The 19,501-nt window shown below is 59.8% G+C and carries 16 protein-coding genes; 8 read left to right on the forward strand and 8 right to left on the reverse strand.

Annotated elements, in window-relative coordinates:
- Positions 1 to 121 precede the first annotated feature (121 nt).
- Positions 122 to 2,101: a DEAD/DEAH box helicase gene (locus ACQUQU_RS10625; RefSeq protein WP_430459659.1), complete on the reverse strand. Its 1,980-nt coding sequence runs from the start codon at positions 2,099 to 2,101 to the stop codon at positions 122 to 124.
- A 419-nt stretch (positions 2,102 to 2,520) separates the two neighbouring features.
- On the opposite strand from ACQUQU_RS10625, the gene ACQUQU_RS10630 reads away from it, so the two are divergent.
- Together ACQUQU_RS10630 and ACQUQU_RS10635 are read left to right on the forward strand one after the other, a co-directional pair.
- Positions 2,521 to 4,590, forward strand: coding sequence for an ATP-binding protein (locus ACQUQU_RS10630; RefSeq protein WP_430459660.1), 2,070 nt, complete (start codon positions 2,521 to 2,523; stop codon positions 4,588 to 4,590).
- Between the two features lie 243 nt (positions 4,591 to 4,833).
- A complete protein-coding gene (locus ACQUQU_RS10635) occupies positions 4,834 to 5,115 on the forward strand; it encodes a pyrimidine/purine nucleoside phosphorylase (RefSeq protein ID WP_430459661.1) in 282 nt (93 codons plus the stop codon).
- 72 nt (positions 5,116 to 5,187) lie between these two features.
- Here ACQUQU_RS10635 and ACQUQU_RS10640 read toward each other — a convergent pair whose 3' ends face one another.
- Together ACQUQU_RS10640 and ACQUQU_RS10645 are read right to left on the reverse strand one after the other, a co-directional pair.
- Complete coding sequence (locus tag ACQUQU_RS10640; RefSeq protein ID WP_430459662.1) at positions 5,188 to 7,896, reverse strand: putative bifunctional diguanylate cyclase/phosphodiesterase; 2,709 nt, start codon at positions 7,894 to 7,896, stop codon at positions 5,188 to 5,190.
- Between the two features lie 18 nt (positions 7,897 to 7,914).
- A complete protein-coding gene (locus ACQUQU_RS10645) occupies positions 7,915 to 8,577 on the reverse strand; it encodes a flagellar brake protein (protein WP_430459663.1) in 663 nt (220 codons plus the stop codon).
- A 155-nt stretch (positions 8,578 to 8,732) separates the two neighbouring features.
- Here ACQUQU_RS10645 and ACQUQU_RS10650 point away from each other — a divergent pair, with 155 nt between their 5' ends.
- Both ACQUQU_RS10650 and ACQUQU_RS10655 read left to right on the forward strand, forming a co-directional pair.
- A complete protein-coding gene (locus ACQUQU_RS10650) occupies positions 8,733 to 8,987 on the forward strand; it encodes a DUF3820 family protein (RefSeq protein ID WP_430459664.1) in 255 nt (84 codons plus the stop codon).
- A gap of 31 nt (positions 8,988 to 9,018) precedes the next feature.
- Positions 9,019 to 9,726, forward strand: coding sequence for a glutamine amidotransferase-related protein (locus ACQUQU_RS10655; RefSeq protein ID WP_430459665.1), 708 nt, complete (start codon positions 9,019 to 9,021; stop codon positions 9,724 to 9,726).
- A 47-nt stretch (positions 9,727 to 9,773) separates the two neighbouring features.
- Here the strand turns inward: ACQUQU_RS10655 and ACQUQU_RS10660 are convergent, their stop codons facing one another.
- From ACQUQU_RS10660 to ACQUQU_RS10680, 5 genes are all read right to left on the reverse strand, one after another.
- Positions 9,774 to 10,007 carry a GNAT family N-acetyltransferase gene (locus ACQUQU_RS10660; RefSeq protein WP_430459666.1) on the reverse strand — a complete coding sequence of 78 codons (234 nt, stop codon included), beginning with the start codon at positions 10,005 to 10,007 and terminating at the stop codon, positions 9,774 to 9,776.
- Between the two features lie 8 nt (positions 10,008 to 10,015).
- A complete protein-coding gene (locus tag ACQUQU_RS10665) occupies positions 10,016 to 10,324 on the reverse strand; it encodes a DUF3301 domain-containing protein (protein ID WP_430459667.1) in 309 nt (102 codons plus the stop codon).
- A gap of 146 nt (positions 10,325 to 10,470) precedes the next feature.
- Positions 10,471 to 12,045 carry a DEAD/DEAH box helicase gene (locus tag ACQUQU_RS10670; RefSeq protein WP_430459668.1) on the reverse strand — a complete coding sequence of 525 codons (1,575 nt, stop codon included), beginning with the start codon at positions 12,043 to 12,045 and terminating at the stop codon, positions 10,471 to 10,473.
- A 109-nt stretch (positions 12,046 to 12,154) separates the two neighbouring features.
- Entirely contained in the window at positions 12,155 to 14,032 is a 1,878-nt protein-coding gene (locus tag ACQUQU_RS10675) for a transporter substrate-binding domain-containing protein (RefSeq protein ID WP_430459669.1), read from the reverse strand.
- A 34-nt stretch (positions 14,033 to 14,066) separates the two neighbouring features.
- A complete protein-coding gene (locus ACQUQU_RS10680; protein WP_430459670.1) occupies positions 14,067 to 15,899 on the reverse strand; it encodes a DUF3592 domain-containing protein in 1,833 nt (610 codons plus the stop codon).
- Between the two features lie 130 nt (positions 15,900 to 16,029).
- Between ACQUQU_RS10680 and ACQUQU_RS10685 the strand changes: the two genes are divergently transcribed.
- The 4 genes from ACQUQU_RS10685 to ACQUQU_RS10700 all read left to right on the forward strand — a co-directional run bounded on the left by ACQUQU_RS10685 (position 16,030) and on the right by ACQUQU_RS10700 (position 19,501).
- Positions 16,030 to 16,563 (forward strand): hypothetical protein, encoded by a 534-nt coding sequence (locus tag ACQUQU_RS10685; protein ID WP_430459671.1) that lies wholly within the window; start codon positions 16,030 to 16,032, stop codon positions 16,561 to 16,563.
- A gap of 169 nt (positions 16,564 to 16,732) precedes the next feature.
- On the forward strand, positions 16,733 to 17,053 hold the full coding sequence (locus tag ACQUQU_RS10690; protein WP_430459672.1) for a hypothetical protein: 321 nt from the start codon (positions 16,733 to 16,735) through the stop codon (positions 17,051 to 17,053).
- A gap of 40 nt (positions 17,054 to 17,093) precedes the next feature.
- Positions 17,094 to 18,290, forward strand: a complete 1,197-nt coding sequence (locus ACQUQU_RS10695; RefSeq protein WP_430459673.1) for a cation:proton antiporter — start codon at positions 17,094 to 17,096, stop codon at positions 18,288 to 18,290.
- 215 nt (positions 18,291 to 18,505) lie between these two features.
- Positions 18,506 to 19,501, forward strand: a complete 996-nt coding sequence (locus ACQUQU_RS10700) for an HlyD family secretion protein (RefSeq protein ID WP_430459674.1) — start codon at positions 18,506 to 18,508, stop codon at positions 19,499 to 19,501.

Here is a 19,501-nt window from a genome sequence, read left to right on the forward strand (position 1 = left end):
ACGCTAGCGGTCACCGGTCGCCAGCGTCAAGCGAACCCTGTGTTGCAAACGATTGCCGAATAACGCCCATAAAAAAGCCCCTGACGGGCAGGGGCTTTTTTATGGGCGGCTTTAACGGCGATTAATAATCGCGACGCTTACGGAAGCCGTTGTCACGCTCACCGGAACGTTCACGACCTTCGCTGCGGTTGTCGTTGCGGCCTTCACCGCGTGGTGCGTAACCACTGCGCTCCGGACGACCTTCACGGCCTTCGCCACGTGGCTTTTTGTTGAAGCCACCGTCACGGCTGTCGCGGCCAGCTGGTTTTGGACCGGTGCGACGTGGTGCACGGGAAGGAGCAGACAGGTCTACTTCTGATTCTTTGTACACTTTAATGTCCAGCGGACGACCACAAACGCGGGCTTTACGCAGCTTGCCCATCACAGGTGCTGGCATACCATCCGGCAGATCGATCACGGTGAAGTTGTCACAGATTTCGATGTGGCCGATGTATTCGCTGTCGATGTCCGCTTCGTTGGCAACGGCGCCAACCAGGTTACCCGGACGCAGTCCGTCGTCGTAACCGACGCTGACCATGTAGCGCACCATTTCCACTTCCGGATGGCCTTTCAGCTGCATCGGACGGGATTGTGGCAGGGCTTTCGGTGCACGTGGTGCACGGTCGCCACGCTCAAAACGCTCGCCGCGTTCGAAACGTTCACCGCGCTCACGCGGTTCACGACGCTCGCGTGGTTCACGCATTTCGCGGTCACGGGCTTCGGCCATACGGGCATCGGCCTGTTCGTTCAGGAACAGACCTTTTTCGCCCTGCAGCATAGACGCCAGTGCAGCGGCTACGTCGAGAGAATCCACCGGATGCTGAGTGAGGATGTGCTCAATCATGTCGCGGTAAATTTTGTTTTTCTCGGCGTTCAGTGAGTCAATGATGCGGCCTTCGAAACGCTCACGACGCTTGTCGTTCACTTGTTTCGCAGTTGGCAGCGGCATTTCTTCGATTGGCTGACGGGTCGCCTTTTCGATGTCGCGCAGCATGCGTTTTTCACGGCCGCGTACGAACACGATGGCTTCACCGTTACGGCCCGCACGACCGGTACGGCCGATACGGTGCACGTAAGACTCAGTGTCTGACGGAATATCGTAGTTAATAACGTGGCTGATACGTTCTACGTCCAGACCACGGGCCGCCACGTCGGTCGCTACGATAATATCGAGCTGACCGGCTTTCAGTTTTTCAACGGCTTTTTCACGCAGGGCCTGCGGAATGTCACCGTTCAGTGGCGCGCATTTAAAACCGTTGGCCACCATATAATCGGCTACTTCTTCAGTCGCCTGTTTGGTGCGTACGAACACCATCATGGCGTCGAAATCTTCGGTTTCAGCAATACGCAGCAGCGCATCGTTTTTCTGCACGCCGGCCACAAACCAGTAACGCTGACGGATCTTGTCGTTGGTGGTGGTTTTGGCCTGAATTTTTACCTGTACCGGGTCTTTCAGGTGCGTTTCAGCAACCTGCTGAATTTCACGCGGCATGGTGGCAGAGAACAGAGCCACCTGACGGCTTTTCGGTGTGTGTTCCAGAATCCAGTTCACGTCGTCAATGAAGCCCATGCGCAGCATTTCGTCGGCTTCGTCCAGAACCACGGCGCGGATATCGGCCAGGTTCAGGGTGCCACGACGCAGGTGGTCCATCACACGACCCGGAGTACCGACAACCCACTGCGGACCGCGCTTCAGTTCGCGCAGCTGTGAGCCGTAATCAGAACCACCGTAAATAGCGGTTACGGTAACGCCCGGAATGTATTTGGAATAGGTTTTAACGGCTTCAGCAACCTGTTGCGCCAGTTCGCGCGTTGGCGCCAGACACAGCACTTGCGGGCTGTTGAAGTCGGCTTGGGTACGGGTCAGCAGCGGCAGAGCGAACGCCGCGGTTTTACCGGTACCGGTCTGGGCCATACCCAGAACGTCACGGCCTTCCATGATCGGAGGAATACTTTCCGCCTGAATAGGCGACGGGGCTTCATAGCCCAGTTCTTCCAGAACGCGGAGAACAGAAAAAGGGAGGCCAAGGCTGGCAAAGCCAGTCTGAACAGAATCGGTCATATTGTACCTGTGAGGTTAAGACAAAGGGCTTGGCCGTATCGGTTGCGCACTCTACTGCTCACACGGCTGGGCCCGACTCGTCATTGAAAGGGGGGCGGACTATACAGCAAAGGTCGCGCCATGTCCTGTTAAATTTAGTCACAGCGTGTGTTTTCGGCGCGTTTTTTGCGCGCGATTTCACGAAAAGGACGTGATTGGCAGGCGCTTCGGTGGCGCGGATGCGAAAGGCCGCCTGCCGGCGGCAGGAATAACAGACTTTCTGTCCTGCACAGCAGGATCCATCGGCCATAAAGTATTCTGTGTCACTACTCAATAACCATTCGTCCGTCCGATGCCACCACCCGGCGCCCGGCCGAATTTCCCCTACGCAGGCGCTGATCAGACTGGTAGGCTGAACAGACTGTTGTGGAAATCGTTGCATGAATATCAAAAACCGCATTTTGCTGTGTGTGCTGGTGTTGCAGATTGCAGGCTTTACCGCCCTGCTTGTGCATTACAACAACCGCGCCACGCAGGCGGTTTTCCGCTTTAACAGCATTCAGATTCTGAACACCCTGTCGGCCACTGCCAGCCAGATGAACGCCTCGGCCGAGCAGCTGGAGCGCACGGCGCTGGGCCTGGCCCGCAGTGGCGAACATTTTCACGAGAAGCACCACAGAATCAACGAAGCCCAGCTGAAGGCCGAACTGCAACGTCTGATGCTGCGCACCTTTACCGGCTTCGGCGACGCCCGCGCCGCCGGCCTCTGGTACGAACCGCATACCCTTATCCACGACCAGAGCCATTTTTCAGCTTACCTCGATAATCCCGACGGCCAGCCGCTGTTCAGCCTGCCGCAGTACGATGCCTCCTTCGATTACCTGACCAGCCGCTGGTATCAGCAGGTGATTCCCGACGGCTGGCCGCGCTCGGAACGCCCGGCCCAGCCGGTGTACTGGTCGCTGCAGGGCGCTGAAGAGTTTCCGGGCCACGAAGACGTCATGACCGTAGCCGCTCCCATGTTCGACGACGACCATAACCTGATCGGCGTGGCGACGGTGAACCGTTCGCTCAGTGCCATTACCCGTGCGCTGGCCCATCTGAGTTTCACGCCGGGCACCCGGGTGTCGCTGTATTACGAACCCCAACAGCGTTTTCTGACCGACAGCCACGGCTTAAGCGCCGACCAGCTGCAACCCCTGTCCGGGCTCAGTGCCGCCACGTTGCGCGGGCGGGCGCAAAGCCATCTGTTTGCCGTGCGCATGACGCCGGGCCTGATACTGGCGGTGCAGATTCCGCAGCAGGATCTCGATGCCGTAGTGGCCGGTACCCTGTCGGATGGTCTGGCTATTCACGCCGGCATTGCCGTGCTGTTCCTGGCCATTATGGCGACGGTACTGGGCGTGCTGTTCCGCCCGTTTGAACAGATTCTCGGCCGCCTGCGCACCGTGGTTCGCATGAACCGCAGCAACGACCGTCTGCATTTTGTGCCGATTCATTACGACGCCCAGAACGAATTCACCCCCATTGTCGATACCTACAACACGCTGGTCGGCCAGATCACGGATTTCACCGACCGCCTGTCGCACACCAACGCCCTGCTGCAGGCCGAGCAGCAGCGGGTCGCCGAACTGAACGCCACGCTGGAAAGTAAGGTGGAAGATCGAACCCGGGAACTGGAAGACAAGAACCGCGAAGTCGTCGAATCGCTGCAGCTGCTGAAACTGACCCAGAAGCAGCTGCTGAATCTGGAAAAGCATTCTGCACTGGGCGAAGTGGTGGCCGGTCTGGCCCATGAGATCAACACGCCGCTCGGGATTACCGTCACCGCCGTCAGCGCACTGGAAGATCAGCTGGCGGATCTGGAAAGCCGTTTCCGCAACAACAGCCTCAACAAAGACGCCTTTAACGACTATCTGGAACTGGCGCGGGAAGGCACCAGCATCGCCGCCGACAACCTGCGCCGCGCCGCCGATCTGATTGCCCGCTTCAAACAGGTGGCGGTCGATCAGGCCAGCGAACAAAAACGTGATTTCGAGCTGTGCGACTACGTGCAGAGCATTCTGTTTTCGCTGCGCCCCAGCTACAAATACCGGCCGCTGGATGTGAATGTGATCGCCAGCCAGCGCATCATAGTGTCAGGCTACCCCGGTGCCGTGGCGCAGATCATCACCAACCTGCTGATGAACGCCCTTACCCACGCCTTTCCGCCGGAACAGGATGACCCGGCCCATCGCGGCCAGATTGATATCGTCATCAGCGAAGACAACGAGCAAGTCCGACTGGTGTTCCGCGACAACGGCGCCGGCATGTCGGAAGACATCCGCAGCAAGCTGTTTTCGCCCTTCTTCACCACCCGCCGCGCTCAGGGTGGCAGTGGTCTGGGCACCAGCATCATTCTCGACCTGGTCACCCACCAGCTGAACGGCTCGATCAGCGTGACCAGCACCCCGGGCGAGGGCACCGAATTTGTGCTGCGCTTTCCTCCCCGTCAGGCCGCTGCAGCCTGACGCATCCCAGTCCAGCGCCCGCCCAACACAGGCATGCAGCCTGACGCATCCAGACGCTACGCCCGCCCCACACAGGCATGCAGCCTGACGCATCCAGACGCCACGCCCGCCCCACACAGGCATGCGGCCTGACTCACCCCAGCGCCGCGCCCGCGCTAAAAACCTGACCAAACCGTCATCATTGCCGCCGCGCAGGTGATGCGTATAATCGCCGCTCCCACAGGTTCAACCGGAGTACCGACTGTGCTTAAAGTGAATGAATATTTTGATGGCAAGGTGAAGTCTATCGCCCTGCAGACTGCCACTCTGCCAGCCACCGTAGGTGTTATGGAACCGGGTGAGTACGAGTTCGGCACCAGCCAGAAAGAAGTGATGACCATCATTTCCGGCGCTATGGACGTTCTGCTGCCAGGCGACACTGAGTGGAAAACCATCGCTCAGGGTGAATCGTTTGAAATCGCTGCCAACGTGAAGTTCGGCGTGCGCATGGCGGGTCAAACGGCTTATTTCTGTACTTACGAATAAGCGCTGCTTAAGTCCCGCTGCCGATCCGGTATGCAGGCTCCACGCCGGGCCCATAAGGCCCGCCGTATCTGGTCACCGGCGCATCAGCCGGTGACTGAATTCCCCCTCAGGCAACGGCCTGCTGAAATAGAACCCCTGACAGATCTCACAGCCATGTTGGCGCAGATACGCCAGCTGCCCATCGGTTTCCACCCCTTCGGCTACGACATCCAGCCCTAGCCCCCGGGCCATGCGGATAATGGTGCTGGTAATCACCCGCCCCTCTTCCTCTTCGTCGACCGAACTGACGAAACGCCGGTCGATCTTCAGCCGGTCGAGGCGGAAACGCTGCAGATACGCCAGCGACGAATAGCCCGTGCCGAAGTCATCCACCGCCAGCGTAATACCCAGCGCTTTCAGACCATCAATGGTGGCCAGCACCTGAGGTGTGGGTTCCAGCAACGCGCCTTCGGTGATTTCCAGTTCCAGCCACGTCGGGTCGATCCGGTACTGACTCAACAATGACTGCACCCGGTTAACCAGTCCACCGGCAATAAAGGTGGGCTGGGTAATGTTCACCGCCAGCACAAACGGCTCGGCACCGTTGCTCTGCCAGATCGCCAGCTGACGACAGGCATGGGTCAGTACCCAGTGGTCCAGCTCCGGCATCAGGCCGTTATCTTCCGCCACCGGAATAAACCGTCCTGGCATGATCAGGCCTTCCTGCGGATGCTCCCAGCGCAGCAGGGCTTCGGCGCCGACCATCACCCCGGTGTAGGAATCGACCTGAGGCTGAAACCACAACGCCAGCTCATCATCGTGCTGCAGCGCATGGCGCAGCTGCGAGCCCAGCTCCAGCCGGTCGTTGGCCGCCTGGGTCAGGTCGTTGGTGTAAAACTGATAGTGATTACGACCCTGCCGTTTGGCGTGGTACATGGCCACATCAGCGTTGCTCAGCAGCTGGGTGGCATCACGTCCATGATCCGGAAACAACGTGATACCGAAGCTGGCGCCAATATAGAGTTCACGCCCGGCGCCCACATCAAACGCACGCTGGAACAGACCGAGAATGATGTCCGCCACCTGCTCCACCTGTTCGCGGTTGACCACGTTTTCCAGAATCACCACAAATTCATCGCCGCCCTGACGGGCGACGGTGTCGGATTCCCGCAGCCGTTCGCGCAGACGGCGCGCACAGGCCTGTAACAGGCGGTCGCCGGCCGGGTGACCAAGGCTGTCGTTAATGTGCTTGAAGTGGTCGAGATCGATGGTCAGCACCGCCACCCGCCGCCGCTTGCTGTCGGCACTGTCGATGGCACTTTGCAGCCGCGACAGCAGCAGGCTGCGGTTCGGCAGCCCGGTCAGGGCATCGTGATGAGCCAGAAAATCCAACTGCTGTTCTGAGCGGCGGATGGGTGACATGTCGGCAAACAGCGCGATGAACTGGCTGACCTTACCCTGCGCGTCGCGCAGACAGGTGACGCTCAGCCACTGCGGGTACATTTCGCCATTGGCGCGCCGGTTCACCACCTCGCCCCGCCAGCAACCGTGACGCAGGCAATGGCGCACCACCGAACGCAGCAGGGTGCGGTCGCTGACGCGCTGACCCACGTCCTGCAGACGGCGGCCAATCACATCGTCGGCGCGATAGCCGGTAATGCAGCTGAAGGCCGGGTTCACCGCTTCGATACGGCCTTGTGTATCGACAATCACCAGCCCTTCGGTGGTGGCTTCAAACACCTGCGCCGCCTGCTGTAAGCGGCGGTCGCGGTCGTGGCTTTCGGTAATGTCCTGCACCGAGCCAAAGCGCGCGATCACACTCCCGGCGGCGTCGGTCACCACATCACCGAGCCCGTGAATCAGCCGCACATCGCCTGAGGGCGTACAGATGCGGTAACGCATATCAAACCCCGCCGCGCGCTCCGTCGACTGCGCCAGCGTCTGCTTTACCCGCTCGCGGTCCTGCGCATGCACCAGCGCCAGAAAACCCTGCGCATGAATATCCGCCGCGTCGGCACGCAGCCCGAAAATGCGGGCGCTTTCGCGCGAGAAGGTGATGCGGTCGTTGACCAGATCGTTGTGCCAGCTGCCGATACCGGCCAGATGCTCGGTACGCTGCAGCAGGCGTTCACGCTCCCGTAAACTGCCGAGCACGCTGATGCGGTCGGCCACCAGATAACAGAGCTGCGCCACCGATGACAGCAGCAAACGCTCGCTGTCCGATGGCAGCCGGGTCGCGGCATCCACCGCCAGCAACAGACAGCCCGCCGGCCCCTGCGACGTATACACAGGTACTAATAAGGCCAGCTCGGCCTGCAGCGTGCGGCAGATCAGTTGCCCGGCCTCATCGCCGTCGGCGGTGATGGTCTGCACTCCCGCCTCCAGCAGATGACACCAGTGTGTCCGCTCGGCAAACAGGGCTTCCACTTCCTGCTGCGACGGATTGCCCAGCGATTCTTCCGCCAGCACACACACGTGCATGGCTTCCACATCCTGCGGGCACAGAAACAAGGTCTGGCGCGGGCTGTTCAGGCGCTTACCGATCTGCAGCAACACCTGACGCAGATCGGCCTGCAGACTGTCGGCCGAGGTCGCCATAAAGCAGCGCACGGAAAAATCCAGCAGGCTTTCGAGATGCAGGGGCACCTGTCCGGTCACCGGCGACGCCATGTGTGGCAGTGACGGGTTGTGTGAGGTATTGAGTGAGGGACCGGTGACCGCGGACGCATGGTCGCCCTGCACCAGACGCTTCCAGACAAGGCTCCAGTGATCCTGAGCCTGATCGGCAGAAAGCCCATTCATACAGCTGCTCCTGATGGGTTACTGACGGTGAATATTCGACAGCACGTAAGCGTGCAATGTGATGCGGTCGGAGTCCGACATTTCCTTGAACTGAACACCCACCGAAGTCCCTTCGGGGTCCGAAACCTGCACTGAACGGACGATGCCCTCCAGCGTAACAATGCGTTCAATGCCGCTGACCGACACCTGAGCGGTCATGCGGATATCTTCGCCGGCGCTGACCGGCAGCACCTTAGAGGTAATGCGCGCACCACCAAGGCTCAGATCGCGGATCATGGCCGAAGCTTTTTTGCTCTGGCCGTCGCCGAAATACACGGTCGAAATCAGCGCCACTTTGGCACGCACAGAACTGCGCACTTCGCCGAGCACCAGCTTGGTCGGCATGGTCAGATGCAGGTGCGGATACGGCGCGCGGGACACATGAATAACGTCAGTGCGGAAGGCACAGGCGCAGTTCATTTGGGTGGCGAACAGGCGCACGGCCAGCGGGGTGCCGAGCTTCAGAACCATAGGCGAGCCATTGACCACCGGCGTGGTCACAATAATGCCTTGTCCGGCGCGATAACCAATGAGCACGGAGCGGTCCCGGTCGCTGGTATATCCCTCAAAATCCAGCTGCAATGGCTGGCCGGGTAACAGGCGCAAATCCTCAAAGCGGGTCTGTTTTTCGTCGGCGCTCATACTAGGGGTCGTTACACAATGAATGGATGATCTGTACGTCAGTACAGATGAGTGTAGACCATGATGCTGAGCACAGGACGCGACTTGCAGCGCGGCGCTTACGCCGTCATCATTTACGCTGTTACTGACTCTTTTGAATCGTTGCGGACATTACCGTGTTTGAGAAACAAGACCTGATCCGCCTGGTCACCGTGACCATGCCGTTCGGTAAATACGAAGGCCGCGTACTGGCCGATCTGCCGGAAGAATACCTGCTGTGGATGAGCAAAAAAGGATTTCCGGCGGGTCAGCTTGGCCTGCTGCTCGGCCTGATGCTGGAAATCCGCATTAATGGTCTGGAAGGCCTGCTGACGCCGCTGCGCAAGCGCTATCCGCTTGCGACACCGGAAAACCCTGACACACTGCATTAAATTGTCACCGACAAAGCCAACACAGATGGTTATGAAAACGCTGGGATTACTGGAAACCGACACGCTGTACGACGACCTGCTGGCCGACTACACCTCGTACGGCACCATGTTTACGCGCTATTTCGCGGGGCTGGGTGTGGGTCTGAATTACCGTTTTTATCAGGTGCAGCAGGGCGAATTGCCGGCCGACCTGAACGAGTGCGACGCTTATCTGATTACCGGTTCCAAAGCCGGCGTGTACGACAACCTGCCGTGGATAGCCCCGCTGCAGGACTGGATTCGCGATGCCTACGCCCACAAACGCAAACTGATCGGCATCTGCTTTGGTCACCAGTTGCTGGCGCATACGCTGGGCGGCCATGCGGCGCGCAGCCCGAAAGGCTGGGGCATTGGCGTGCACAGCACGCGCATTGAACATCATCCGGTGTGGATGAACGACGATCTGAGCCACATGCGCCTGATTTACAGCCACCGCGATCAGGTAGAACAGTTACCGCCTGCGGCCACGCGCATGGCCAGCAGCGAATTCTGTGAAAACGCCGCGTTTTACATCGGTCAGCAGGTGATGGCATTTCAGGGGCATCCGGAATTTACCGCCGAATACGCCCGCCGCCTGTTGCCGCGCCGGGAAAACTGCATAGGCCCGGATGTTTTTCAGCGCGGCATGTGCACGCTGGAGCAACCCAACGATTCCGCCCGCGTCGGTCGCTGGCTGGGGGAATTTATTGCCCTGCCCTGAGGCGTCTCAGGGCGCTTCTTCCACCCCGCAAAATAGCCGCTATCCGCTCACAGGAATTTGCGCACGTACCAGCAACTGGCTTCGATGCGGAAATCCTGTTCACGCGCCCATTTAAGCCCTTCCCCCACCAGCAATTCGGCCAGCCCCTGACCACGCAGACGAAACGGCACATAGGTGTGGGTAAAATCGATGGTGTCGCCCTGCACGCTGTAATCCAGCACGCATTCCTGATCGTCTTTTCGCAGAATAAAACGGCTTTGCGCCGGTTGATGTTCAATCATGGTTTGCCTCAATGAATACGGTGGGCGTCGAGACGCAGGCCGATGATGCGCCGTCCGGCGAGAATGACCCGGCCCTGATAACGTTCCTGACCGGTGGACGAAAACTCAAAGCGGTAATTACGGTGCAGTTTCCAGCCGCCCGGGCCGTTGCGGAAACGCATACCGGTTAATTCCAGAGTGTCGTCCAATAACTGCAGATCTTCTTCCGAACAATGGCGGCGTACCGCCTGCAACGTCAGTTGCGTCGCCCGCTGCTGACGGTTCCAGAAAATAAACACCAGCGCCAACAGGGTCAGAAAAAACAGCCAGCCGAGCATCAGGCTACTCCGATCAGGTTTTTATTGATGGTAACTCATAAGCGCGCCTGCCGGCATGTCAGCCTGCGCAGAAAGCCCCTGCCAGAGACAAAATAACCGGCAAAAAAATACCCGGTAAAACCGGGTATTGTTAAGCGTACAGACGATTATTCGCCGTCGCGGCGGTGTTCGCGTTTGCGCGGCGCACGACCGTCCGGCTTACGACCGTCCGGCTTACGGCCGTCACCGGCCGGTTTGCGGCTGTCGCCGGCCGGCTTGCTGCGGCCTTCGGATGCCCACGGTGATGGTTTATCACTTCTTGGGCGGTCGCTGCGTGGCTTGTCACTGGCCGGACGATCACTGCGCGGACGATCACTGCGTGGCTTATCTCCGCCTGAACGCTGTCCGTCGGCGCGCTGGCCTTCATTGCGCGGTTGCTGACTGCGGGCGCTGTCACCACGGCCGCTGGCAGCACCGTCACGGCGGGCGGGTTTACGGCCGCCATCGGCTTTCGGTTCGCGGGTGAAGGTGTCTTTATGATCCTTCGGCTTTTTCGCTTTCTTCGGCTTTTTCGGGCCCTTCGGCGGGCGCGGTGGCGGCAGCGCGGCGACCGGGTCAAAGCCCGGCATCACGCGGCGTTCGATGTTTTTGCCGATCAGACCTTCAATGGCTTCGAGGTCTTCAATTTCTTCCAGACACACCAGCGACACGGCTTCACCGGACGCACCAGCACGACCGGTACGGCCAATGCGGTGCACGTAATCGGCGGCGACGTTTGGCAGTTCGAAGTTCACTACGTGCGGCAGTTGTTCAATGTCCAGACCGCGGGCGGCGATATCAGTGGCGACCAGAGTGGCAATGGTGCCGCTCTTGAAGTCGGCCAGCGCACGGGTTCGGGCACCCTGGCTTTTATTGCCGTGAATCGGCGCCGAGGTAATGCCCTGTTCTTCCAGATACGCACTCAAGCGGTTGGCGCCGTGTTTGGTGCGGGTGAATACCAGCACCTGCTTCCAGCGGTTTTCGTTCAGCATCTGCGCCAGAATACGCGCTTTCTGCTTTTTGTCCGCCGGCACAACCCACTGCTCTACGGTGTGCGCTGTGCTGTTGCGCGGGCTGACGTCGATTTCCAGCGGGTCGTTCACCAGACCTTTGGCCAGCGCACGGATTTCCGGCGAAAACGTGGCCGAAAACATCAGGTTCTGACGTTGCGCCGGCAGCAGGGCCAGCACTTTCTTGATGTCGTGAATAAACCCCATGTCGAGCATGCGGTCGGCTTCATCCAGTACCAGACATTCCACCTGATCAAAGCGCACCGCGTTCTGCTGGTACAGGTCGAGCAGACGGCCCGGGCAGGCCACCAGCACGTCCACGCCTTTGCGCAGGGCCATCATTTGCGGGTTGATACCGACACCGCCAAACACCACTTCGCAGCTCAGTGGCAGATAACGACTGTATTCACGCACGTTTTCACCGACCTGCGCCGCCAGCTCACGGGTGGGGGTCAGAATCAGGGCACGGATGCGGTTAGCTCCGGCGCGTTTGCCGTCTTTCAGACGGTGCAGCAGAGGCAGAGTAAAGCCGGCGGTTTTACCAGTACCGGTCTGAGCGGCGGCCATCACGTCGCGGCCGGCAATAACAGCCGGAATCGCCTGAGCCTGAATCGGGGAAGGTTGGGTGTAGCCCTGTTCGGCCACGGCTTTGAGGATCGGGTCGGCTAACCCGAGATCAGTGAATTGCGTCATTAAATAAGTCGTCTGGGGCGGCATTCCGCCAAGGAGGGTAAGGAAGGCCGCGAACTGTACTGGAAGGCCGGGGTGGCGTCCACTGAAAGCGGCCGCCATGCCCGCTCAGTCAGCCTCGCACACGCGCCATGAACTTAACCGGCTTGATTACCAGCCAGATCAGCACCGGCGGTACCAGCAATAACCATAAAATGGCGATGATCAGGGCCGAAACCCATACATCGTGCAGGGCTTTGCCATACACCCGCTCGGCCGGAATCAGCAGGGCGAAATACTCGGCCGGGCTTTGTTCGCGGGTAAACACCGAGGCAAAGGAAAAATACGGTTCGCCGTTAAGGTCGATCCGGGTCACCAGATTCAGCTCACCGGGCTGCTGCGGCAGCTTCTGCAGATGCTCATAGGGCACCACCGGCAGGCGGTCACTCAGTTTGGTCTGCGCCGGATTGCCCCATTTTTTGTGCAGTTTTTCGATCACACCCGGCGGCAGTGCAGCCAGCGCCTGATCCAGAATTTCACCCAGACGTTCATACCCACTGCGCACACTGAGGTGAAAGGTAGTGGGTAAAAACGCCAGATCCGGCAACTGACGGTGCAGGCGCACCCCCTTGAGGTAGTACTGACTGATGCCCTGCTCCAGAATCAGCGCGGTATCCACCGTCGCGTCGGCCTTCCCCTGCACAATGGCCATAAAGGCATCGCGGTTGTTGGCCACGGTATTAAAGGTCACCTGCGGAAACGCCTTCTGCAGCACCGGCATGTACGACCAGCCTTCCGGAATCACCACGGTGCGGCCGGCCAGATCAGCGAAGGTGGCAAGCGCCGGCTCATTGTCGCGGGTCATCACCGCGTAGGGCAGTTCAAACATCGGCCGGCTGCGCCGCCCCGGGGCATTATTGGTGGCCAGCAGCGGCTGCAGGATTTCCAGTTCGCCGCGGTGGTACAAATCCATCAGTTCCGGCCAGCGGTAGCCATTGACGAACTCCAGCGACAGGCCCGTCATGCGCGCCAGCAGTTTCAGTACATCGACACTGAGCCCTTGCGGTTCACCACCAATGGCAAAGTCGACCGGTGTCCAGTCATTCTCGTTCGATGCGCGCACCGCCCCCAGTGAATGCAGATAAATACGGTCTTCTTCCGGCAGACTCAGCCGGCCGACCGGAGGCAGATCGTCGCTGCTGCTGGTCAGGTTGGTCGCCAGCAGTTCACCGTTGGCCTTGTACAGAAACATGCTGCCTTCGGCGCTCAGGGCCTGCCCTTTCAGGTGCGACGACAGCGTCGAGAAGGTCATATCCACCGCCAGCACATGGCCGGTGCCGGGCAGTTTCAGGACGAAACTCTGACCCGGCGACTGCAGATGCTGAAACAGATACGGTGGCGTTTTGACGACTTCGTTGTCCACAGCGCTGGTGTACCAAAGGCGTTGACGGACGTCGTAATCGCTCGGTTCGGAGCGCGAGAAATTCACGCTGTAATCGGCGGCCAGATACTCAAACACCCGGCGGCGCTGATCTCCTTTGCCTTCTACCTTGATGATCACCCAGCGGTCGGCGGGCGTGGCATTAAGCTGGCGACGGGCAATGTCGCTGCTGTTGAGGTTCACCAGCTCCCACAGGTCGCCGGTCTCAAAGCCGATGTACACGGCGTAAAACACCGGCGTGGTGCGCATCACTTCGGCGAACAGGGGTAAGGTGGTCTCAGTATCAACCCAGACGCCGTGCTCTTTGCCCGGCACCACCAGCGAGGGAAAGCGCGACAGCACTTTCACGGTCTCCAGCCCCTTGTTGTCGAGACCTGCAAGGTAGTTACGGGTCGAGGCCGCCGTCAGCTGATACCGGGTGGTGGCGGCTTCCAGTGCCTCGGAGCGGCTGAAGTAGTAATGCAGACTGACCGACAACAGGGCTGTCAGCAGGGTAAAGACCACCACCAGCAACACCGTCAGTTGCCGCGTTCGCCAGCCTGCCCGTTCGTAGTCATCGGTCCACGGCATGCCTTTTACCCTCCGCTGGTTACGGTATCCGACTTTACCCCTGACCCAACTCCGCATCCAGCGCACGTGTAACAACCGCGGCCACTTTTTGCTGCAGAGCCTCGGCGGCGTCCCGCCCTTCAATGCCTTCCGCCACCGTCACCCGCTTACCGGCCGACTCGGCCACCAGACGGTAATAAACAGTACGCTGGCCATCCCCCGTGGTGGTGGTCAGCGACTCTCGGATGCTGAGCTGCGACGGCGAGTGGATCAGCACCTGCCGGCTGAACAGCGGATAGCCGAACAGACGGCGCAGAGAGTCTATACGACCGGGCTGCACCCGGGTTTCCAGACTGCGGCCGAGCCAGAAAATGCCGAGTGAGGCAAAGGCCGAACCCAGCACGAAAAACACCGGAAACATCAGCCAGCGGGCGGCCATATCGTTGTGCGCCGTGTTGAAAATCACCAGGCCAATGACGGCAAACACAGAGCCCATCAGCGTCATGATCAGCGCCATGCCGGTATGGCGGCCGGCGCGACTGCTGAGTTGCAACGCTCCATCGGCCCCGACGGCCTGCGCGATCTGGGCGGCGGCGCTGGATTGTGCGTCCTCGCGCTGCTGCGTCTGATGTTGCGCACGCTGCTCGGCGGTCGGTTGCCACAGGGATTCCTTGCTGCCTTTCACCACAGGTAAGGTCCACTGGCGTTCAAACGCCAGCGCCGGACCGGCGTGCAGCGTCAGCACACCGCGTACATCCAGCTCCCATTCAATGTGGCCACGATAGCCCTCTTCGCTGCCAGTGCCCGGCAGCCTGGCCGGCACATCAAACTGAAAGGCATAGCGGCCATCGGGCTGGCGGATGGCGCGCAGTTTCTCCGACCAGATCACGTCCCGCTCGGTGCGGCTCTCTTTGCCGGAGCGGGTGGTGTACACATGCAGGCAGCGCAACTCGCCCCGGGGCAAATCGCGGAATGTGCCGCTGCTGACCGTAAACGAACCGCCCACCTGACCACCGGCACAGCCGGGCAGCGGGTCGGGGAAAAAGGGCGTGGCACCAATGGTTTTCCAGACCTTCAGACGACGATAGCCCTGCACCATCATACCGATACCGGCCAGCGGAAAGATCAGCACCAGCAGCACGGCCAGATTGCCTTTGGGCAATTCGTCGCTCAGCGCCAGTGCACTGATGGAAACGCCGACCAGCAGAAAAACCAGACCAAAGCCCATCACCGCCTGATAACCGCTTTTGTTGTTACTGGTGATGCCGGTGGCCGGGCTTTCGCCGCTGAGCGCCGCGTGAATGCCGTCCTGCTGCTGACTGCCTTTCATGGCCGCCCAGAAAATAAAACCGGATATACCGCAGAACATGGTCATAAATATCAGACCGAACAGCAGCTGACTCACCCGGTACGAGCGGTCGAGCACCGCATCCTGTGGCGACGCCGGATCGACCCAGGCGGTGGACTGATTGCGGTTGCGTTCGTAACTGAGCCTGGATTCAAGATCCTGCCAGTAGTCGCCGATGTTGTCGGAACCGCTGTAAATCGACACCTGTTCGCTGTGGTATTCGCGGCCCTTGAAGCGGTAGTGATAATGAGCCGATACGCTGTAGGTGGTGGAATCGTCACCGCGGTGCGATTCCAGCTCCAGCCGGTCGATCTGCGCCGGTACCTGTTGCCAGCTCAGGGTTTCCAGCCAGCGGATGGCCGGCATAACGGAGGTGAAAAAAAACACGCCGATGCCGACCAGAAAAAATAGCCCGAGAAAGGCGCTGACAAATCCGCCAGGGCCTTTGCGCCTGGGGTCTTTGCGTTTGGGGTCTTTGCGCCCGGTGCGCCCGCCCGGTTCCGCGTCTGCTGTGTTACGTCCGTAGCTGTCGCGTTGCATGCTGCTGTTGGCTCCCTGTGTTCCGGTGGCGGTAGTGCTGAGCGGCTGCCCGAATGGCAGACGGATATATCCTTACCGTTTCTATTGTGGCAGCCTTTCAGCAAATTAAAACGAAGAAAGGAAACTCACCATGCATCACCTCCGCCGCTGGCTGTCCAACCCGCGCATGTCCCTGTTATTTGCCATTTTGTTTATTGCCTCACAGGCCGCCATTGTCACCACCCTGCAGGCCGGCAATGCCGAAGCTCTGCTGATTAAGCTGCAGCTGACCTTCGACGCCAGCACCTTTAATCAGCTGTTGGGCAACGCCACGGCCGCGCAGATACAGGCGCTGCAACAGCATTACCTGTTCGACTACGTACACCCGGTCTGGTACGGCATGATGACCCTGTGTTTACTGAGCTGGCTGATGACGCTGAATCAGCTGCCGGCACGCTGGAACTGGCTGTTTATTCCAGCCATCGTCTTCCCGGCTCTCGACGTGGTGGAAAATACCCTGCACAGCCCGTGGATTTATCTGCACAGCACCGCCTCTGACCCCTGGGTACTGATCGCCGGACTGGCCGCCAGCATCAAATGGTCGCTGGCTCTGGTGTATCTGGTGCTGGCCATCGGCCTCGCCGTCCGTTACCGCCTGCACAAACCCCAGCTGAGCGCGGCCTGATACGGCCGCCACCCCATCGCCTCAGCGTTTGCCGGAGAAAGGCAAAGGCACAGCAGAAGCAGCGCAAATAAAGCGCCCGACCGGCTATCGGGCGCGATTACCGCCACGCGGGTTATGGTGTGGTGGCGAATCCACTATACTGGCAGTATCCAACCGCCCGGCGACCGCCATGCAAAAACGTCCCACCAAACGCGACATCCGCAATCAGCTTGATCAGGAAGTGCAGGATTTTCTGCAGAGCGGCGGTCGTGTCAGTGAAGTGGCGCGGGGCGTCAGTGGCCTGATGCATGGCCGCTATGTCGACAGCACACTGACGTTTGATAAACCGAAAGAAGAACGCACCCCGCTGACCGACGTGCTGAAAACCATCGACCAGCGCCGGGAAGCCAAAAAACAACCGGCCAAGCCGGTACAACGCACACGCCGTCCGCAGAAAAAAGTCATTTACGACGATTTTGGTGAACCGCTGCGCATAGTCTGGGAAGATTAAGCGCAGAGCCTTTCACCACCTCAGGGACGATCACCACACCATGCTGGAAAGCCCACTCGCCCTTCTGCTGGCCGCCGCGGTCTTTATTTACGGTCTGCTGTCGCGCAAAACCGAACAGGCTGCCTTCACCGCACCCATGCTGTTCACCACGCTGGGCATTGTGGTCGGCCCGGCCGGGCTGAACTGGCTGACACTGGAAATTTCCGGCGACGGTTTACGTCTGCTGGCCGAGCTCAGTCTGGCGCTGATTCTGTTTACCGACGCCAGCCAGATTGAACGCTCGCATTTACTGAAATTCGAAATTCTGCCCATCCGCCTGCTGGCGGTTGGTTTGCCATTAACCATGGCGCTGGGTGCGCTGCTGGCCCACAGTCTGTTCGCCGGTGGCTGGCTGCTGGCTACTCTGCTGGCGATTATTCTGGCACCCACCGACGCGGCACTGGCGCAGGCCGTGTTCAACAAAAAAGACATTGCCGAGCGCCTGCGTCATTCCATTACCGTGGAAAGCGGTCTGAACGACGGCATCGCCCTGCCGGTGCTGTTATTTGTGCTGGCTCTGCTGGCGGGCTCGCATCAGGGTGACAGCGGCAATATCGACCATCTGCACTGGCTGGTGTTTATTTCCGGACAATTTCTGATTGGCAGCGTCTGGGGCCTGCTGACCGGCCGCGCCGGTGGCTGGTTGTCGGAAACCGCCGCCCGCCAGCAATGGATGACGCCGCTGTATCAGCGTCTGTCTGCCCCCGCGCTGGCGCTGATTGCGTATTCCGGCGCCGAGTCGCTGCACGGCAACGGCTTTATTGCGGCCTTTCTGGCCGGGCTGTTTTTGCAGTCGCACCACACCCGCGTGATTGAGCGGCTGAAAGAATTCGGCGAGGCCGAAGGCCAGTTGCTGAGCCTGCTGATTTTCTTTTTCTTCGGCCTGATTTTTGTGCCCGACGCCCTGACCAGCATCAGTCTGAATGCCCTGCTGTATGCCCTGCTGAGCCTCACACTCATCCGTATTATTCCGGTGCTGATCGCGCTGACCGGCAGCGGCCTGCCGTTGAAGGCGCGGCTGTTTCTGGCCTGGTTCGGCCCGCGCGGCATTGCCAGTATTTTGTATTTGCTGCTGGTCATGGATCAGCTCGGCTTTACGCAGCCGCAATTCCACGAATTATTCACCACCGCCGTGTTAACCGTGCTGATCAGCGTGTATCTGCATGGTTTGTCGTCGCGCTTTTTTCATCGTCTGTGATCTCTGTCCGGCTGCAAACTCACTGTTGCAGTTTCAGGTCCAATACCACTTCAGGCCGCTAACCCCTGAATTCATCAGGCTTTTCCGCTGTTTCTCAGTCTTCGCGCTGAATTTTCCGTACTGACAGGGATGACAAACCTTGGTGCGCATCAATGGCGATTTTTCACCAGCGGTGTAGAGTCGCGGCAAAACCTATTACTCAGCCGGAGTTCTGCATGAACAGGAAAATTCTGCTTACCGCCGGAGCCGTCATTATTGCCGCTGCCTCCTCCATTGCCTGGACCCTGTTCAGCCCTGCCACACTGCCCGAAGGCATCTTCAGCACCAATGGTCGTCTGGAGGCAGAACAGATTGAAGTCGCCACCAAAACCGCCGGCCGTCTGGCCGATGTGCTGGTGAAAGAAGGCGATCTGGTGCAGGCCGGTGATCTGCTTGTGCGCATGGACAACCAGCAGCTGCTGGCGAAAAAACGCGAAGCCGAAGCCCAGATTGAAGCCGCCACCTTAGCCCGCGAAGAAGCCGAAGCCGGCGTTGCCCAGCGCGAAAGTCTGCTGAAGCTGGCCACTCAGGATCTGAAACGCACCCAGACCATGTTCAGCAAAAAAGTCGCGCCGCAGGACAAACTCGACCAGGCCCAGGCGCAGTACGAATCGGCTGAAGCCGCCCTGCGTCTGGCCAAAGCCACCGCCAAGCGCGCGCAGGCCAGCATAGACGCCGCCAACGCCGCCCTGGCCGAATTGCAGACCCTGCTCGATGACACCGACATTCATGCTCCGCGCGCCGGCCGTGTGCAGTACGTGCTGGCGCAGCCGGGCGAAGTGCTGGCCGCCGGTGGCCGCGTGGTGACCCTGCTCGACATTACCGATGTGTACATGACGGTATTCCTGCCAGCGTCGGTGGCCGGCAAGCTGACCCTGAACGACGATGCCAAACTGGTGCTCGACCCGATTCCGGAATACGTAGTGCCGGCACGGGTTTCATTCGTGGCGACCGATGCGCAGTTCACACCGAAATCGGTGGAAACCAGCGAAGAGCGCAACAACCTGATGTTCCGCGCCAAACTCAGCATTGATCCGGCGCTGCTGAAACGCTACGCCGAGCAGGTGAAAACCGGTGTCCGCGGTGTGGCCTACGTGCGCACATCAGACATCACTCCCTGGGGGGACGCCCTGAGCAAACCGCTGCCTGAAAATCCGCTGCACGCCGAGTAA

This window comes from Thalassolituus sp. LLYu03 (assembly GCF_050507655.1).
Classification (GTDB): Bacteria; Pseudomonadota; Gammaproteobacteria; order Pseudomonadales; family Oceanobacteraceae; genus Venatoribacter.

Bases quoted from the DNA above. Each gene is read 5' to 3' on its own strand.
- ACQUQU_RS10690 (WP_430459672.1), top strand. From the start codon at position 16,733: ATGCAAAAACGTCCCACCAAACGCGACATCCGCAATCAGCTTGATCAG.
- ACQUQU_RS10665 (WP_430459667.1), bottom strand. From the start codon at position 10,324: ATGCTCGGCTGGCTGTTTTTTCTGACCCTGTTGGCGCTGGTGTTTATT.
- ACQUQU_RS10630 (WP_430459660.1), top strand. From the start codon at position 2,521: ATGAATATCAAAAACCGCATTTTGCTGTGTGTGCTGGTGTTGCAGATT.
- ACQUQU_RS10700 (WP_430459674.1), top strand. From the start codon at position 18,506: ATGAACAGGAAAATTCTGCTTACCGCCGGAGCCGTCATTATTGCCGCT.
- ACQUQU_RS10645 (WP_430459663.1), bottom strand. From the start codon at position 8,577: ATGAGCGCCGACGAAAAACAGACCCGCTTTGAGGATTTGCGCCTGTTA.
- ACQUQU_RS10680 (WP_430459670.1), bottom strand. From the start codon at position 15,899: ATGCAACGCGACAGCTACGGACGTAACACAGCAGACGCGGAACCGGGC.
- ACQUQU_RS10640 (WP_430459662.1), bottom strand. From the start codon at position 7,896: ATGAATGGGCTTTCTGCCGATCAGGCTCAGGATCACTGGAGCCTTGTC.
- ACQUQU_RS10695 (WP_430459673.1), top strand. From the start codon at position 17,094: ATGCTGGAAAGCCCACTCGCCCTTCTGCTGGCCGCCGCGGTCTTTATT.
- ACQUQU_RS10625 (WP_430459659.1), bottom strand. From the start codon at position 2,101: ATGACCGATTCTGTTCAGACTGGCTTTGCCAGCCTTGGCCTCCCTTTT.
- ACQUQU_RS10655 (WP_430459665.1), top strand. From the start codon at position 9,019: ATGAAAACGCTGGGATTACTGGAAACCGACACGCTGTACGACGACCTG.
- ACQUQU_RS10685 (WP_430459671.1), top strand. From the start codon at position 16,030: ATGCATCACCTCCGCCGCTGGCTGTCCAACCCGCGCATGTCCCTGTTA.
- ACQUQU_RS10660 (WP_430459666.1), bottom strand. From the start codon at position 10,007: ATGATTGAACATCAACCGGCGCAAAGCCGTTTTATTCTGCGAAAAGAC.
- ACQUQU_RS10675 (WP_430459669.1), bottom strand. From the start codon at position 14,032: ATGCCGTGGACCGATGACTACGAACGGGCAGGCTGGCGAACGCGGCAA.
- ACQUQU_RS10670 (WP_430459668.1), bottom strand. From the start codon at position 12,045: ATGACGCAATTCACTGATCTCGGGTTAGCCGACCCGATCCTCAAAGCC.